Source organism: Paraburkholderia sp. HD33-4, from assembly GCF_021390635.1.
Classification (GTDB): Bacteria; Pseudomonadota; Gammaproteobacteria; order Burkholderiales; family Burkholderiaceae; genus Paraburkholderia.
The window spans coordinates 3,567,162-3,583,307 of sequence record NZ_JAJEJS010000001.1 but is presented as its reverse complement, the minus strand read 5'-3'; the positions used below and the strand labels follow the sequence as shown (position 1 = coordinate 3,583,307).

13 protein-coding genes are annotated in these 16,146 nt (G+C 62.8%); 3 read left to right on the top strand and 10 right to left on the bottom strand.

The window, feature by feature from the left end:
* Nucleotides 1-95: 95 nt before the first annotated feature.
* The 4 genes from fusA to L0U84_RS15910 all read right to left on the bottom strand — a co-directional run bounded on the left by fusA (nucleotide 96) and on the right by L0U84_RS15910 (nucleotide 4,422).
* On the bottom strand, nucleotides 96-2,204 hold the full coding sequence (gene fusA / locus L0U84_RS15925) for an elongation factor G (RefSeq protein ID WP_233851060.1): 2,109 nt from the start codon (nucleotides 2,202-2,204) through the stop codon (nucleotides 96-98).
* Nucleotides 2,205-2,502: 298 nt separating this feature from the next.
* A complete protein-coding gene (locus tag L0U84_RS15920) occupies nucleotides 2,503-3,018 on the bottom strand; it encodes a DUF192 domain-containing protein (protein WP_233851059.1) in 516 nt (171 codons plus the stop codon).
* A 144-nt stretch (nucleotides 3,019-3,162) separates the two neighbouring features.
* A complete protein-coding gene (locus L0U84_RS15915; RefSeq protein WP_027212290.1) occupies nucleotides 3,163-3,357 on the bottom strand; it encodes a hypothetical protein in 195 nt (64 codons plus the stop codon).
* A 495-nt stretch (nucleotides 3,358-3,852) separates the two neighbouring features.
* Nucleotides 3,853-4,422, bottom strand: coding sequence for a pseudouridine synthase (locus L0U84_RS15910; RefSeq protein ID WP_129961017.1), 570 nt, complete (start codon nucleotides 4,420-4,422; stop codon nucleotides 3,853-3,855).
* Nucleotides 4,423-4,752: 330 nt separating this feature from the next.
* Between L0U84_RS15910 and icd the strand changes: the two genes are divergently transcribed.
* Nucleotides 4,753-6,009: an NADP-dependent isocitrate dehydrogenase gene (gene icd / locus L0U84_RS15905; RefSeq protein ID WP_233851058.1), complete on the top strand. Its 1,257-nt coding sequence runs from the start codon at nucleotides 4,753-4,755 to the stop codon at nucleotides 6,007-6,009.
* A 182-nt stretch (nucleotides 6,010-6,191) separates the two neighbouring features.
* Here the strand turns inward: icd and L0U84_RS15900 are convergent, their stop codons facing one another.
* Nucleotides 6,192-6,398 carry a cold-shock protein gene (locus L0U84_RS15900; RefSeq protein ID WP_007180614.1) on the bottom strand — a complete coding sequence of 69 codons (207 nt, stop codon included), beginning with the start codon at nucleotides 6,396-6,398 and terminating at the stop codon, nucleotides 6,192-6,194.
* A 557-nt stretch (nucleotides 6,399-6,955) separates the two neighbouring features.
* Between L0U84_RS15900 and clpS the strand changes: the two genes are divergently transcribed.
* Together clpS and clpA are read left to right on the top strand one after the other, a co-directional pair.
* Complete coding sequence (gene clpS / locus L0U84_RS15895) at nucleotides 6,956-7,270, top strand: ATP-dependent Clp protease adapter ClpS (RefSeq protein ID WP_008919570.1); 315 nt, start codon at nucleotides 6,956-6,958, stop codon at nucleotides 7,268-7,270.
* A complete protein-coding gene (gene clpA / locus L0U84_RS15890; protein ID WP_233851057.1) occupies nucleotides 7,267-9,564 on the top strand; it encodes an ATP-dependent Clp protease ATP-binding subunit ClpA in 2,298 nt (765 codons plus the stop codon). The genes clpS and clpA overlap by 4 nt, the downstream gene beginning before the upstream one ends.
* Before the next feature lie 146 nt (nucleotides 9,565-9,710).
* On the opposite strand, the gene dut is transcribed toward clpA, so the two are convergent.
* From dut to ileS, 5 genes are all read right to left on the bottom strand, one after another.
* Complete coding sequence (gene dut, locus L0U84_RS15885) at nucleotides 9,711-10,157, bottom strand: dUTP diphosphatase (protein ID WP_233851056.1); 447 nt, start codon at nucleotides 10,155-10,157, stop codon at nucleotides 9,711-9,713.
* A gap of 65 nt (nucleotides 10,158-10,222) precedes the next feature.
* Entirely contained in the window at nucleotides 10,223-11,239 is a 1,017-nt protein-coding gene (locus L0U84_RS15880; RefSeq protein WP_233851055.1) for an LLM class flavin-dependent oxidoreductase, read from the bottom strand.
* An 80-nt stretch (nucleotides 11,240-11,319) separates the two neighbouring features.
* Entirely contained in the window at nucleotides 11,320-12,537 is a 1,218-nt protein-coding gene (gene coaBC / locus L0U84_RS15875; RefSeq protein WP_233851054.1) for a bifunctional phosphopantothenoylcysteine decarboxylase/phosphopantothenate--cysteine ligase CoaBC, read from the bottom strand.
* A 127-nt stretch (nucleotides 12,538-12,664) separates the two neighbouring features.
* Complete coding sequence (gene lspA / locus L0U84_RS15870; protein ID WP_129961023.1) at nucleotides 12,665-13,171, bottom strand: signal peptidase II; 507 nt, start codon at nucleotides 13,169-13,171, stop codon at nucleotides 12,665-12,667.
* On the bottom strand, nucleotides 13,171-16,008 hold the full coding sequence (gene ileS / locus L0U84_RS15865) for an isoleucine--tRNA ligase (RefSeq protein WP_233851052.1): 2,838 nt from the start codon (nucleotides 16,006-16,008) through the stop codon (nucleotides 13,171-13,173). Before ileS ends, lspA begins: the two co-directional genes overlap by 1 nt.
* Nucleotides 16,009-16,146: the final 138 nt, after the last annotated feature.

The window sequence follows — 16,146 nt, the reverse complement described above, 5'->3', positions numbered from 1 at the left end:
TGCGTTCCGTGAGAACGCAAACGGCGCCGCGAAAAAAAAGCCCGCTCACGAGGAGCGGGCTTCGGGTTATCGAAATCGGTACTGCCGCGTCGGCGTCACTGCTTCTTCGCGTTGATCACGGCTTCAGCGACGTTGCTCGGCGTTTCGGCGTAGTGCTTGAACTCCATCGTGTAGGTCGCGCGGCCCTGGGTGGCCGAGCGTAGCGACGTCGAGTAGCCGAACATCTCGGCAAGCGGCACTTCCGCGCGCACCAGCTTGCCGCCGCCGCCCGCGATGTCTTCCATGCCTTGCACCATGCCGCGCCGGCTCGACAGGTCACCCATCACGTTGCCCATGAAGTCCTCGGGCGTTTCCACCTCGACGGCCATCATCGGTTCGAGCAGGATCGGCTTCGCCTTGCGCATCGCTTCCTTGAACGCGATCGAGCCGGCCATGCGGAACGCGTTTTCGTTCGAGTCGACGTCGTGGTACGAACCGAAGGTCAGCGTGACCTTCACGTCCACCACCGGATAGCCCGCCAGCACGCCGGCCTTCAGCGTTTCCACGATGCCCTTGTCGACCGCGGGGATGAATTCGCGCGGAATCACACCGCCCTTGATCGCGTCGACGAATTCATAGCCCTTGCCCTGCGCGGACGGCTCCAGCGTAATCACCGCGTGGCCATACTGGCCGCGGCCGCCCGACTGCTTGACGAACTTGCCTTCGACGTCCTCGACCTTGTTGCGCACCGTTTCGCGATACGCGACCTGCGGCTTGCCCACGGTTGCTTCCACGCCGAACTCGCGCTTCATCCGGTCGACCAGAATTTCGAGGTGCAGCTCGCCCATGCCGGAGATGATCGTCTGGCCGGACTCCTCATCGGTCTGTACGCGGAACGACGGGTCTTCCTGCGCGAGACGGTTCAGCGCGATGCCCATCTTTTCCTGGTCGGCCTTGGTCTTCGGCTCGACGGCCTGCGAAATCACCGGCTCCGGGAAGATCATCTTTTCGAGGATGATCACATGGTTAGGATCGCAGAGTGTGTCGCCGGTGGTCGCTTCCTTCAGGCCGACGGCCGCGGCGATGTCACCCGCGTAGACCTCCTTGATTTCCTTGCGCTCGTTCGCGTGCATCTGCAGGATCCGGCCGAGGCGCTCCTTCTTTTCCTTGACCGCGTTGTAGACCGTGTCGCCCGAATTGACGACGCCCGAGTACACGCGGAAGAAAATCAGCTGGCCGACGAACGGGTCGGTCATGATCTTGAAGGCGAGCGCCGAGAACGGATCGTCGTCGTTCGGATGACGCTCGATCTCCTTGTCGTGCTCGTCGTGGCCGGTGATCGCGGGCACGTCGACCGGCGACGGCAGATAGTCGATCACCGCGTCGAGCATCGCCTGCACGCCCTTGTTCTTGAACGCGCTGCCGCACAGCATCGGCACGATCTCGTTGGCGATCGTGCGCGCGCGGATGCCTTGCTTGATTTCTTCTTCGGTCAGGTGATGCTCGCCGCCCAGGTACTTTTCGAGCAGCGTTTCGTTCGCCTCGGCCGCGGCCTCGACCATCTTGTCGTGCCATTCTTTCGCGGTGGCCGCGAGTTCAGCCGGAATGTCGCGGTACTCGAACTTGATGCCCTGGCTCGCGTCGTCCCAGAAGATCGCCTTCATCTTGACGAGGTCGACCACGCCCTGGAAGTGCTCTTCCGCGCCGATCGGAATCTGAATCGGAACGGCGACGCCCTTCAGGCGATCGCCGATCTGCCGCTGCACGCGGAAAAAGTCCGCGCCGACGCGGTCCATCTTGTTGACGAACGCGATGCGCGGCACCTTGTACTTGTTCGCCTGGCGCCACACGGTTTCCGATTGCGGCTGCACGCCGCCGACCGAGTCGTACACCATGCAGGCGCCGTCGAGCACGCGCATCGAGCGCTCGACTTCGATCGTGAAGTCGACGTGCCCGGGGGTGTCGATGATGTTGATCCGATGCTCGGGATAGTTGCCGGCCATGCCCTTCCAGAACGCGGTGGTGGCAGCCGACGTGATCGTGATGCCGCGCTCCTGCTCCTGTTCCATCCAGTCCATCGTCGCCGCACCGTCGTGAACCTCGCCGATCTTGTGGGTCACGCCGGTGTAGAACAGGATCCGTTCGGTGGTGGTGGTTTTGCCGGCATCGATGTGAGCGCTGATGCCGATATTCCGGTAGCGCTCGATGGGAGTCTTGCGGGGCACGTGAATCTCCTTGTAATGGCGCGCCTGAAACGCATGCCGGGCGGCCGCGTGGATCGCCCGGGGAGTCTGGGTGATGCTGTATGTGGCGTTACCAGATCGAGATTACAAGGATAGCGCGTCGATTGGTCTTTTGCATGAATCCTGCCAGCCGGCGCGAAGGCTGGCCGCGCGGGGCCGTGCGGGCGAAAAAAAGCCGGCGCCTCGGGTCGAGGCGCCGGCTTTTTGCGGGAAAGTGTGGCAGGGCGGTCGGGCCGCTCAGGGGGCCGCCCAGACGGCCGCCTGGACGGCCGCTTGAACGTTACTGCGTGATACCCGGCACCGGCGGCAAGCCCTGAATCTGCATGCCCGGCTTGATGCCCTTCGCCGAGAACCAGCCCTTGGGCATTTCGAGCGCGAACACGCCGTTGTGCGTCGGGCAGTGGTTGTTGGTGGTCTCGGCCTGCATCTCGTCGATATCGGTGATCGTGCCGTCAGCGCGCATGAACGCGATCGACAGCGGGATCAGCGTGTTCTTCATCCAGAAGCAGTGGCCCGCGTTCTCGTTGAACACGAACAGCATGCCTTCGTTCGGGCCGAGCTTGGTGCGATACATCAAGCCCTGTTCGCGGTCCGCGTCGTTGGCGGCGACGGCCGCGTCGATCACGAACATGCCAGCGGTCAGCTTGACGCGCGGAAACTCGCTCGGCTGCTTGGCGCCCGGCGGCATCTGCTGCGCCTGGGCAGGAGCCGTGGTGGCGGCGAACGACAGCGCCGCGAGCGGCAGTGCAACGGCAACGGCGAGACGCGCCATCGACGAGCGCATGGAAAATCGCACGGCAAGACTCCTTGCTGAAATTAACTCGCGCATGTTACGCGAGCGCGTCAAAAACAAAAAGGCAGATCGCCTTTCGGTGATCTGCCTTACAACGCCGTAAGAACGGCAATGAAGCTAGTTCTTTACTGCGTTTTTACAAGCAACTTACTCCGAAGCTGCCGAAGCTGCAGCTGCTGCTGCTGCCTTCTTGTGCGACTTCTTGTGAGCGTGCTTGGTGGTCTTCTTTGCCGACGAAGCTGCTGCTGCCGGAGCTGCCGAAGCTGCTGCCGGTGCCGATGCTTGTGCGAATGCTGCCGTTGCGAAGAGGCCAGCGACCAGAGCGGCGATCAGTTTGTTCATTTTGTGAATCCTCAGCTTGATTTAATTAACCAAATGACCCGGCTTATGTAGAGTCATGTCGGTAAACGTGCCATCCACCTTTCGGTTGACAGCCGCATCGAACAAATTTTTCGACGCGTCTGCTAGCGTTCGGACTTTCGTACCCACCGCGCAAAACGGCGTATGCAAAGGTCTTTAAGGCTGAATGCCGGATAGCTTCGGTGGCATCTGCGTCGAATAACGCGTGGAGTTGTACGGCGGTTGACGCGAATTGCGCGGAAATTTTTATCGCCATGACACGCGCTCAAACTACATGGCGCAGGCCTCGCGCGAGCGCAATTGTTTCACGCATTTTGGGCCGTGTTTCACGCATTAATTTGCGTGCTGCTACAACGAGTTAGCTTAATCGTCACAGCCGTGAAACGTGTTTGGAGCGATCACGTGCAGGCTGTTTTGCGCGTGCATGAGTTCGGCACGCGATGCTTTGGCGATGAATGAACAATCGTCAAATAACGTTCAGGCGACGCCATCCCATGGCGCGTTCGCTCGCAACTCGATGCTTTGTCCGGGTTGCAGTCCGAGTGAAAAAATGTCAAGCGCACCGATGCCGACGCGTACCAGACGCAGCGTCGGAAAACCGACCGCGGCCGTCATGCGACGCACTTGACGGTTTTTGCCTTCGGTGATCGACAACTCGATCCAGGTGGTCGGGATCGCAGCGCGATAACGGATCGGCGGCGTGCGTGTCCATAGCGAGCTGGACGGTTCGACATAGGTCGCCTGACATGGGCGAGTCACGTAGTCGCCGAGATCGACGCCGCGTGCGAGCTTTTTCAACGCGGCGTCATCGACCGCGCCTTCGACTTGCGCCCAGTAGCGTTTGACGAGCTTGTGACGCGGCTCGGCGATGCGAGCCTGTAGCGCGCCGTCGTCGGTGAGCAGCAGCAGGCCTTCGCTATCGGAGTCGAGCCGGCCGGCCGCATAGACGCCGGGTACCTTGACCCAGTCGGCAAGCGACGCGCGCGTCTCGTGCGGCGAAAATTGACAGATGGTGCCGAACGGCTTGTTGAGGGCGAGAAGGCGCATAGGAGAGCGAGACGGCAGAGCGATACTGCAAAGCGAGGGGCGGCGCGCGGACACTAGCGTACGCGCATTGCGCACGCATTTCATCCGGTGATGGATGGCGCGATGATAATGCATAAATCGGTATGCAGATTCTTGTATCTTATAGAGGAGCGTGGCGCGTTCCAACGGCCGTCCATGTTGGAAAACCCGGAGCCGGGGGCGGCCGCGTCGCGCGTTGGGGCGGGCTAGAATAACGGCCTGGCCGCTCGCGGACGTTCGGCATTGCGCGGCGAGGGCATCTCTTTCGCAGTCTCCCATCAGCTTTTGCACAGCTTTCACTGGAGTCCGATCATGCCGTATCAGCACATCAAGGTTCCGACTGGTGGCGATAAGATCACCGTCAACGCCGACTTCTCGCTCAACGTTTCCGACGAGCCGATCATCCCGTATATCGAAGGCGACGGCACCGGTCTGGACATCACGCCGGTCATGATCAAGGTCGTGGATGCGGCGATCGAAAAGGCGTACGGCGGCAAGAAGAAAATTCACTGGATGGAAATCTATGCGGGCGAGAAGGCGACCCGGGTGTACGGCCCGGATGTATGGCTGCCGGACGAAACGCTGCAGGCGGTCAAGGAATACGTCGTGTCGATCAAGGGGCCGCTCACCACGCCGGTCGGCGGGGGCATCCGCTCGCTCAACGTCGCGTTGCGCCAGGAACTGGACCTCTATGTGTGCCTGCGCCCGGTGCAGTATTTCAAGGGTGTGCCGTCGCCGGTGCGCGAGCCCGAGAAGACCAACATGGTGATCTTCCGCGAGAACTCGGAAGACATCTACGCGGGCATCGAATGGCCGGCCGAATCCGAACAGGCGAAGAAGATCATCAAGTTCCTGCGCGAAGAAATGGGCGTGAAGAAGATCCGCTTCCCGGATTCGTCGGGTATCGGCATCAAGCCGGTGTCGCGCGAAGGTACCGAGCGTCTGGTGCGCAAGGCGATCCAGTACGCGATCGACAATGAACGCCGCTCGGTGACGCTGGTGCACAAAGGCAACATCATGAAGTACACCGAAGGCGCGTTTCGCGACTACGGCTACGCGCTCGCGCAGAAGGAATTCAACGCGGAACTGATCGACGGCGGCCCGTGGATGAAAGTCAGGAATCCGAAGACCGGCGGCGACGTGGTCGTGAAGGACGTGATCGCCGACGCGTTCCTGCAGCAGATCCTGCTGCGCCCGGCCGAATACGACGTGATCGCCACGCTGAACCTGAACGGCGACTACATCTCGGACGCGCTCGCCGCGCAGGTCGGCGGTATCGGCATCGCGCCGGGCGCGAACCTGTCGGACTCGGTTGCGATGTTCGAAGCGACGCACGGCACGGCGCCGAAATACGCCGGCAAGGACTACGTGAATCCGGGCTCGGAAATCCTGTCAGCGGAAATGATGCTGCGCCACCTGGGCTGGTTCGAGGCGGCGGATCTGATAATCAGCTCGATGGAAAAATCGATCCTGCAAAAGCGCGTGACTTACGATTTTGCCCGCCTGATGGAAGGCGCGACCCAGGTATCGTGCTCGGCATTTGGGCAGGTGATGATCGAAAATATGTAATCGATGCGCCGGGATTATCCGGTTTGCATAAAAACCCCGGCGCCAGCAAACGGCCGGGGTATTTTTTTACCCTGAATTCTCGCGCGGTTTCCCAGCCGGATAATCCGCTGCAACAGAAAGCCGCCGCAAAAAAGAAACCCGGCGCGGAGCCGGGTTTCAAAAAGGCTGGGTAACAAAACGTTTCAGGCGGGTGCCTGAATGTTCGATGCCTGTTTGCCTTTCGGGCCTTGCACGACCTCGAAGGTGACCTTTTGGCCTTCCTTCAGCGTCTTGAAGCCATTCATCTGGATGGCCGAGAAGTGTGCAAACAGATCCTCGCCGCCCTCGTCAGGCGTGATAAATCCGAAACCCTTTGCGTCGTTAAACCATTTGACCGTACCAGTTGCCATTCCAACTTCCCCTGTAACTCATGTCACTACCACGAGCCCTCGAAAAGCCACGACCGCGCGAGGCAGTCGTCCCCTCCTCACAAGCTCACCATCGGCATTTTTTCGAAATTATGGCTTGGTGAAAAAAGTGCCAGCTTGATTGTTGGGGCTCTTTATTCGAGTGTCAAGAAAATTTTGAGACGTCGTTGTCGCGTTGCAAACAGGCCGCTTTCCAGGGTTTTTACCGCTTCCGTATGTGCGGTGGCGCAAGCGCCGTGGCTTGAAAAGTCGCATAATCGACTCACATGCTGGCTGTGCCCGCGGCGCCGACGCCCAGCGCGGCGAGCGCTCGCAGCCAGTACCGGCAGGTTGTGCGATACTCGATCCGACCGCGGTGCAGCACGCACCGCGCATGACAGGATCGGGGGCCGGCACCGCAATCGGCCCGTCGAAAACGCGAGAGGCCGGGCCGATCATGACAGCGTCGTGACCGCCGGGCGGCAGCGAACGGGCTCATCGGCCGGGCGGCCGGGTTTTGACAGGATTGCGGGCCTGTCCTAGTTGTTTAGAATGGGTGTATGGCGATTATCCCGGACAAGCAGGACGGCACCGTACTGGAGCGGCAGGAGCAGAAACTCAAGCCGCCGTCCATGTACAAGGTGGTGCTGCTGAATGACGACTTCACGCCGATGGAATTTGTCGTGATGATCGTGCAGGAATATTTCAATAAGGATCGTGAAACCGCAACGCAGGTCATGTTGAAGGTGCATCGCGAGGGCAGGGGAGTTTGTGGGGTCTATACGCGGGACATCGCGTCGACCAAAGTCGAGCAAGTCGTTACCCACGCACGGCAGGCCGGGCATCCGCTGCAGTGTGTGATGGAGGAAGCATGATTGCCCAGGAACTGGAAGTCAGCCTGCATATGGCGTTCATGGAAGCGCGCCAGGCAAGGCACGAGTTCATAACGGTCGAACATCTTTTGCTCGCGCTGTTGGATAACCCGACGGCGGCCGAGGTACTGCGCGCATGCGCGGCCAATATCGAGGATCTGCGTCAGAACCTGCGCAACTTCATTCATGACAATACGCCGACCGTGCCGGGCACGGACGACGTCGACACGCAGCCCACGCTCGGATTCCAGCGTGTGATCCAGCGCGCGATCATGCATGTGCAGTCCACCTCGAATGGCAAGAAGGAAGTGACCGGCGCGAACGTGCTGGTCGCGATCTTCGGCGAGAAGGACTCGCATGCGGTGTACTACCTGCAGCAGCAGGGCGTCACGCGTCTGGACGTGGTCAACTTCATCTCGCACGGCATCGCCAAGACGAGCAGCTCGGACGCCGCGAAAGCGAGCGACGCGAATGCCGAGTCCGACGAAGCCGCCGCGCAGAAGGAAACGCCGCTTGCCCAGTTCACGCAGAACCTGAACCAGATGGCGAAGGATGGCCGCATCGATCCGCTGATCGGGCGCGAGTCGGAAGTCGAGCGCGTGGTGCAGGTGCTGTGTCGCCGGCGCAAGAACAACCCGCTGCTGGTCGGCGAGGCCGGTGTCGGCAAGACGGCGATCGCCGAAGGTCTCGCCTGGCGCATCACGCGCGGCGAAGTGCCGGACATCCTCGCGGATGCCCAGGTGTATTCGCTCGACATGGGCGCGTTGCTCGCGGGCACCAAGTATCGCGGCGACTTCGAGCAGCGTCTGAAGACGGTGCTGAAGGAACTGAAGGAGCGTCCGCACGCCATTCTGTTCATCGACGAAATCCATACGCTGATCGGCGCGGGCGCCGCGTCGGGCGGCACGCTGGATGCGTCGAACCTGTTGAAGCCGGCGCTCTCGTCGGGCACGCTGAAGTGCATCGGCGCGACCACCTTCACCGAATATCGCGGCATCTTCGAAAAGGACGCGGCGCTGTCGCGTCGTTTCCAGAAGGTCGACGTGACCGAGCCGACCGTCGAGCAGACGGTCGCGATCCTGCGCGGGCTGAAGTCGCGTTTCGAAGAGCACCACGGCGTCAAGTATTCGTCGGGTGCGTTGTCGGCGGCGGCTGAGCTGTCGGCTCGCTTCATCACGGATCGCCATCTGCCGGACAAGGCGATCGATGTGATCGACGAAGCGGGCGCGGCGCAACGCATTCTGCCGAAGTCGAAGCAGAAGAAGACGATCGGCAAGAACGAGATCGAGGAAATCATCTCGAAGATCGCGCGCGTGCCGGCGCAAAGTGTGTCGCAGGACGACCGCAGCAAGCTGCAGACGCTCGACCGCGATCTGAAGAGCGTCGTGTTCGGGCAAGACCCGGCAATCGACGCGCTGTCGGCCGCGATCAAGATGGCGCGCGCGGGCCTCGGCAAGCTCGACAAGCCGATTGGCGCGTTCCTGTTCTCGGGGCCGACCGGCGTCGGCAAGACCGAAGTCGCGAAGCAGCTCGCGTTCACGCTCGGCATCGAGTTGATCCGCTTCGACATGTCGGAGTACATGGAGCGTCACGCGGTGAGCCGGCTGATCGGCGCGCCGCCGGGCTACGTTGGTTTCGACCAGGGTGGCCTGCTGACCGAGGCGATCACGAAGAAGCCGCACTGCGTGCTGCTGCTCGACGAAATCGAGAAGGCGCATCCGGACATCTTCAACGTGTTGCTGCAGGTGATGGACCACGGCACGCTGACGGACAACAACGGCCGCAAGGCGGACTTCCGCAACGTCATCATCATCATGACGACGAACGCGGGCGCCGAGTCGATGGGCAAAGCGGTGATCGGCTTCACGAACCGCCGCGAGGCGGGCGACGAGATGGTCGACATCAAGCGCATGTTCACGCCGGAGTTCCGCAACCGTCTGGACGCGACGATCAGCTTCCGTGCGCTCGATGAGGAAATCATCATGCGCGTGGTCGACAAGTTCCTGATGCAGCTGGAAGATCAACTGCACGAGAAGAAGGTCGATGCGCTGTTCACCGACACGCTGCGCAAGCATCTGGCAAAGCACGGTTTCGATCCGCTGATGGGTGCGCGGCCAATGCAGCGCCTGATCCAGGACACGATCCGTCGCGCGCTCGCCGACGAGTTGCTGTTCGGCAAGCTGATGAACGGCGGCCGCGTGACGGTCGACGTCGATGCGGACGATAAGGTGCAGTTGACCTTCGACGAGCATCCGGCGCCGCGCAATCCGAATCCGGAGGCGGTGGAAGTCGAGTGATGTCAGTCAGGCCGGTAGCATTGCGGTAAGCCGGTCGGGCGACCAAAAACAGAACGGCGCGGGTTTTATCCCGCGCCGTTTTTTTTTGCTCTGGTTTCCTGCTCGCGGCGTGCGCTGAAAAACCCGGCCGCCGCGTTGCAGCACTATCAATGCTTGCCGGTGCTGCCAAACCCGCCCGCGCCGCGCAGGCTTTCTTCGAAGTCGTCGACGATGTTGAACTCGGCCTGCACGACCGGCACGATCACCAGTTGAGCGAGGCGTTCCATCGGATTCAGCACGAACGTCGTTTGGCCGCGATTCCACGTCGAAATCATCAGTTGACCCTGGTAGTCGGAATCGATCAGGCCGACCAGATTGCCGAGCACGATCCCATGCTTGTGGCCGAGACCCGAGCGCGGCAGAATCAGCGCCGCGTAGCCGGGGTCGCCGACGTGGATCGCGAGTCCGGTCGGCACCAGCGCGGTTTCGCCAGGCTTCAGCGTCAGCGGTTCGTCGAGGCACGCGCGCAGATCGAGGCCGGCGCTACCGGTCGTCGCGTAGGCGGGGAGCTGTTCGCGCATGCGCTGATCGAGAATCTTCAGGTCGAGTTTCATTCAGGTTCGATAGTGGGTGTGGGTGTGGTGAAGGGGCACGCGGCAGATCGGCAAAACCTGTGCGATCAAGCCGCCTGGTTCGAGCCGAGCTGGAACGCGTCGGCGAGCAGCTCGTAGGAGCGCAGCCGTGCGCGATAGCTGCCGGCCACGGTCAGCACGATCAGCTCGTCGGCCTGGAACTGCTGCTGCAAATCCGTGAGCCGCTCGGTCACGCGCTCAGGTGTGCCGATGATGCTGCGCGGCTTTTCCCGATCGATCACGAGCTGTTCGCGGTCGCCATATTCCTGCTCGATGCCTTGCTCGATCGATGGAATCGGTTCGTTCAGGCCATAGGCCATCTGCACGCGACGCAGATCCACGGCTTTTTCGAGGTCTGCGGCTTCCTGCTCGGTATCGGCGCAGATCACGAAAACCGCTGCCGCCAGATACGGCTGCGATGCCTCGTGGCCAGCCTGGAAACGTTCGCGATACGCGAGCGCGACCTGCTTGCCGAAATGCGCGTTGATGAAATGCGCGAACGAGAAGCGGATGCCGAGCTGGGCCGCGAGCAGACCGCCGAATTCGCTCGAGCCGAGCATCCATAGCTGCGGGCGCGTATCGATTTGCGGCTGCAGCAGCACGCCTTGCGCGAGGTGATCGTCGGGCAGCGTGCCGTGCATGAGGCCGAACAGCTCGGCGACCTGCTGCGGAAAAAGCTCGCCGCGATTGTAGGCGCCGGCGGCGACCGCTTGCGCGGTGCGCATGTCGCCGCCCGGTGCGCGTCCGACGCCGAGGTCGATGCGATTCGGAAACAGCGCCTCGAGCATCATGAACTGCTCGGCGACCTTGAACGGGCTGTAGTACGGCAGCATGATGCCGCCCGAGCCGATGCGAATGCGTTTGGTCACGCTGCCTAGACGCGCCAGCATCACTTCGGGGCAGGGGTTCGATACGCCGCGCAGGCCGTGGTGCTCGGCGCACCAGTAGCGCGTGTAGCCGAGGTCGTCGGCGAGCTGCGCGAGTTCGACGGTCGCGGCGATCGCATCCGCCACCGAATGGCCGGCGATCACCGGTGTTTGATCGAGCACGGAGAGTAGCGTCATGGCAGTAGTGCTCCAGATGATTCCCGTTAGCTATGCGACCAGGACGGCAGGGGCACCCGGGCCCGTTGCCGTTCCGTTGCTCAGCCAGCCGGACTGATGCCGGGCGGCAGACGCTTCGCGATTTCCGTGATCAGCGCGCGCGCGAGCGTCTGCTTGTCGGCGCGTGGCAGCCTGGTTGCGCCGCCTGCTTCGAACAGAATCACTTCGTTGTCGTCGAGCCCGAACGTTTGCGGACCCAGATTGCCGATCAGCAGCGGCACGTTCTTGCGTGCGCGCTTTTCCTCGCCGTGGACTTCGAGATTGTCGCTCTCCGCGGCGAAGCCGACCACGAACGGTGGCTTCGACAGCCTGGCGACCGCGGCGAGGATGTCCGGATTCTCGACGAATGAAAAGCTCGGCAGCGTGCGCTCGGCGGTTTTCTTGATCTTCCGATCGCTGACGTGGTCGACGCGCCAGTCGGCCACCGCCGCGACGCCGATGAAAATGTCCGCGTCCACGACCGCGCGCATCACCGCGTCGTGCATCTGCTGCGCGGTCTGCACGTCCTCGCGGAATACGCCCCACGGCGTTTCCAGCGCGACCGGACCGGCGACCAGATGCACGTCGGCGCCGGCCTGCTGCGCGGCGCGCGCGAGTGCGAAGCCCATCTTGCCGCTCGAACGATTGGTGATGCCGCGCACCGGGTCGAGCGGTTCGAAGGTCGGCCCGGCGGTCAGCAGCACGCGCCGGCCCGACAGGATCTTCGGCGCGAAGAACGACGCGATCGCCTCGTAGGTCGCGGCCGCTTCGAGCATGCGGCCATCGCCGATCTCGCCGCAGGCCTGCGGGCCCGAATCGGGGCCGAGCACTTCGACGCCGTCCGCGCGCAGTTGCGCGACGTTGCGTTGCGTGGCCGGGTTCTGCCACATCTGCCGGTTCATCGCCGGCACGACGAGCAGCGGGCAGTCGCGTGCGATGCACAGCGTCGACAGCAGATCGTCGGCCATGCCGTGCGCGAGCCTGGCGAGGAAGTCGGTCGACGCCGGCGCGATCACGATCGCATCGGCTTCACGCGACAGATCGATGTGCGCCATGTTGTTCGGCACGCGTGCGTCCCACTGGCTCGTGTAGACCGGCCGGCCCGACAGTGCCTGCATCGTGACGGGGGTGATGAACTGCGTGGCCGCTTCGGTCATGACGACCTGCACGGTTGCGCCTGCCTTGGTCAACAGACGCGTGAGTTCGGCGATCTTGTAGCAGGCGATGCCGCCCGTCATGCCGAGGACGAGGTGTTTGCCTGCGAGTTCAGCGGTTGCCAACGAAAGCCTCCGACAAAGCATGATCGCGCGGCGGCAGGAGGGTGTTGTCCGTCGTTGCCACCGCGCGTTTCAAACCGGCCGCGACGCGCGGCTCGCGCAACCGCGGCCGTGCGTCGCGGCGGCGACGTTAGCGTGTGCCGCGTACTCGCCGCAGCTCGTCGATCACGAGCAGGATCGCGCCGATCGTGATCGCGCTGTCGGCCAGATTGAACGCCGGCCAGTGCCAACCGCCCACGTGGAAATCGAGGAAGTCGATCACGTGGCCGTAGGCGAGCCGGTCGATCACATTGCCGAGCGCGCCGCCGAGAATCAGCGCAAGCGCCGTGCAGAACATTTTCTGCCCGCTATGCCGCTTGAGCAGATAGCAGATCACGAGCGCCGCCACCACGCCGAGCGCGGTGAACGCCCAGCGCTGCCAGCCGCCCGCCATCGCGAGGAAGCTGAATGCGGCGCCGCGGTTGAACACGAGAATCAGGTTGAAGAACGGCGTGACCTCGTGCGGCACACCGTAGGCGAACACCTTGCGGACCGCGATTTTCGTCAGCTGATCGAACAGAATGACGATCAGCGCGATGCCGAGCCAGGGTGCGAGCGAACTGCTTGCGGTGGACGTTTTCGACATGGTTCTCGCCATTATGCCGCGCTCCGCGTTTCGCCACCGCCGAACAGATTACTGAAGCAGCGGCCGCACAGCGACGGATGTTCGTCGTTCGCGCCGACGTCCGGGCGATAGTGCCAGCAGCGCTCGCACTTCAGGTACTTCGAGGCGATCACTTCGACGCCTTCATCCGCTTCGCTGTCGACTTTGACGACGTTCGCTGCCGACGTGATCAGGACAAACTTCAGGTCGTCGCCGAGGCTCGCGAGCGCGTCGTAACGCGCGCCGCTCGCACGGATTTCGACTTCCGCCTGCAGCGACGAGCCGATCAGGTTGGCGACCCGCGCTTCTTCCAGCGCCTTGGTCACGTCGCCGCGCGCGGCGCGCAGCAGCGTCCACTTGTCGAGCAGCGCGCCCGCGTCCGGCACGGCCGGGTACGCGTGGTACGTCTCGGTGAAGATCGTTTCGCTGTTCGGCTGGAACACCTTCCACGCTTCTTCCGCGGTGAACGACAGGAACGGCGCCATTACGCGCAGGAGGCCGTGCGCGATGTGGTAGAGCGCAGTCTGCGCCGAGCGGCGCGCGACCGAATCCGCCGCCGTGGTGTACAGACGATCCTTCAGCACGTCGAGGTAGAAGCCGCCCAGGTCTTCCGAGCAGAACGTCTGCAGCTTCGCGACCACCGGATGGAATTCGTACTTCTCGTAATGCGCGAGGATGTCGTTCTGCAGGTTGGCCGACAGCGCCACCGCGTAACGGTCGATTTCGAGCCAGTCGTCGACCGGACGCGCGTGCTGCGCGATGTCGAAGTCCGACAGGTTCGCAAGCAGGAAGCGCAACGTGTTGCGGATCCGGCGGTAGCCTTCCGTCACACGCTTCAGGATTTCCTCGGAGATCGCGAGCTCGCCCGAGTAGTCGGTCGACGCGATCCACAAGCGGATGATTTCCGCGCCGAGGCGGTTCGCCACTTCGTGCGGATCGATGCCGTTGCCGAGCGACTTGCTCATCTTGCGGCCTTCGCCGTCGACGGTGAAGCCGTGCGTGAGCAGCGCGTTGTAGGGCGGGCGGCCGTCGAGCATCGAAGCCGTGAGCAGCGACGAATGGAACCAGCCGCGATGCTGGTCCGAGCCTTCGAGGTACAGGTCGGCCGGGAACTGCAGCTCGTCCTTGTGCGAGCCGCGCAGCACGTGCCAGTGGGTGGTGCCCGAGTCGAACCACACGTCGAGCGTGTCGCGGTTCTTTTCGTACAGGTTCGCGTCGTCGCCGATCAGCTCGCGCGGATCGAGCGTCTGCCATGCCTCGATGCCTTCCTTCTCGACGCGCTGCGCGACCTGTTCGAGCAACTCCAGCGTGCGCGGATGCAGCTCGCCGGTTTCCTTGTGCACGAAGAACGCCATCGGCACGCCCCACTGGCGCTGACGCGACAGCGTCCAGTCCGGACGGTTCGCGATCATGCTGAAGAGGCGCTGCTTGCCCCACGACGGATAGAACGCCGTGTTCTCGATGCCTTCGAGCGCGGTTTCGCGCAGCGTCTTGTCGCTGTCGTTCGGCTTCACGTCCATGCCGGCGAACCACTGCGAAGTGGCGCGATAGATGATCGGCGTCTTGTGGCGCCAGCAGTGCATGTAGCTGTGCGTGTACTTTTCGGTACGCAGCAGCGAGCCGGCGCCTTGCAGCGCCTCGACGATCTGCGGATTGGCCGCCCAGATCGACAGACCGCCGAACAGCGCGAGCGATTCGATGTAGCGGCCGTCGCCCATCACCGGGTTTATGATGTCGGAGTCGGCCATGCCGTGCGACTTGCACGACACGAAGTCTTCCACGCCATACGCCGGCGACGAGTGCACGACGCCGGTGCCGGTTTCGGTCGTCACATAGTCGCCGAGATAGACCGGCGCGGTGCGCTTGTAGCCGGGATGCGCGGACGCGAGCGGGTGGTTGAAGCGCAGGTTCACGAGCTTTTCACCCGGCGTGGTCGCGACGACTTTGCCTTCGAGACCGTACAGCTTCAGGCACGCCTCGACGCGTTCCTCGGCGAGGATCAGCAGGCCGCGCGGCGTGTCGACGAGCGCGTAGACGATTTCCGGATGCAGGTTCAGCGCCTGGTTGGCGGGAATGGTCCACGGCGTGGTGGTCCAGATCACGATGCCGCCTTCGTTGCGCGGCAGCGCCGCGAGGCCGAACGCCTGCGCGGTCTTTTCCGGCTCGGCGAAGCTGAACAGCACGTCGATGGTCGGATCGGTCTTGTCCTTGTACTCGACTTCCGCTTCAGCGAGCGCCGAGCCGCAGTCGAAACACCAGTTGACCGGCTTCAGGCCGCGGAACACATAGCCCTTTTCCATGATCTTCGCGAGCGCGCGGATTTCACCGGCTTCGTTCGTGAAGTTCATCGTCTTGTACGGATTGTCCCAGTCGCCGAGCACGCCCAGACGGCGGAAGCCGACCTTCTGCTTCTCGATCTGCTCGGTCGCGTAAGCGCGCGCCTTCTGCATCACTTCGGCCGCCGGCAGCGACTTGCCGAACTGCTTCTCGATCTGGATTTCGATCGGCATGCCGTGGCAGTCCCAGCCCGGTACATAGACCGCGTCGAAGCCCGCCAGATTGCGCGCCTTGACGATCATGTCCTTCAGGATCTTGTTCACCGCGTGGCCGAGGTGGATGTCGCCGTTCGCATACGGCGGGCCGTCGTGCAGGATGAACTTCTTGCGGCCCTTGGAGGCAGCACGGATCTTCTCGTAGACCTTGCGTTCCTGCCACTCCTTGACCCATTGCGGCTCGCGCTTGGGCAGGTCGCCACGCATCGGGAACGGCGTGTCGAGCAGGTTGACCGGGTAGCGGGACTGCGGTTTCGAATCGGCTTTCTTGTTGCTCATGATGTGGGTGGCGGTGAATTCGTTTCTTTGCGTAGCGGCGCGCGGATTGCGCGCTGCGCGAGGAGCGTGGGACGCGCCCGGCGGGCGGCTCCGCGTGAAGCCAGGACGCCCTCCGATGCGCGCGGCGACGGTTCGTGC

What these genes read in the sequence shown, in the direction of transcription:
- L0U84_RS15915 (WP_027212290.1), bottom strand. Translation starts at nt 3,357, where the DNA reads ATGAACAAACTGATCGCCGCTCTGGTCGCTGGCCTCTTCGCAACGGCA.
- L0U84_RS15910 (WP_129961017.1), bottom strand. Translation starts at nt 4,422, where the DNA reads ATGCGCCTTCTCGCCCTCAACAAGCCGTTCGGCACCATCTGTCAATTT.
- icd (WP_233851058.1), top strand. Translation starts at nt 4,753, where the DNA reads ATGCCGTATCAGCACATCAAGGTTCCGACTGGTGGCGATAAGATCACC.
- L0U84_RS15900 (WP_007180614.1), bottom strand. Translation starts at nt 6,398, where the DNA reads ATGGCAACTGGTACGGTCAAATGGTTTAACGACGCAAAGGGTTTCGGA.
- clpS (WP_008919570.1), top strand. Translation starts at nt 6,956, where the DNA reads ATGGCGATTATCCCGGACAAGCAGGACGGCACCGTACTGGAGCGGCAG.
- clpA (WP_233851057.1), top strand. Translation starts at nt 7,267, where the DNA reads ATGATTGCCCAGGAACTGGAAGTCAGCCTGCATATGGCGTTCATGGAA.
- dut (WP_233851056.1), bottom strand. Translation starts at nt 10,157, where the DNA reads ATGAAACTCGACCTGAAGATTCTCGATCAGCGCATGCGCGAACAGCTC.
- L0U84_RS15880 (WP_233851055.1), bottom strand. Translation starts at nt 11,239, where the DNA reads ATGACGCTACTCTCCGTGCTCGATCAAACACCGGTGATCGCCGGCCAT.
- lspA (WP_129961023.1), bottom strand. Translation starts at nt 13,171, where the DNA reads ATGGCGAGAACCATGTCGAAAACGTCCACCGCAAGCAGTTCGCTCGCA.
- ileS (WP_233851052.1), bottom strand. Translation starts at nt 16,008, where the DNA reads ATGAGCAACAAGAAAGCCGATTCGAAACCGCAGTCCCGCTACCCGGTC.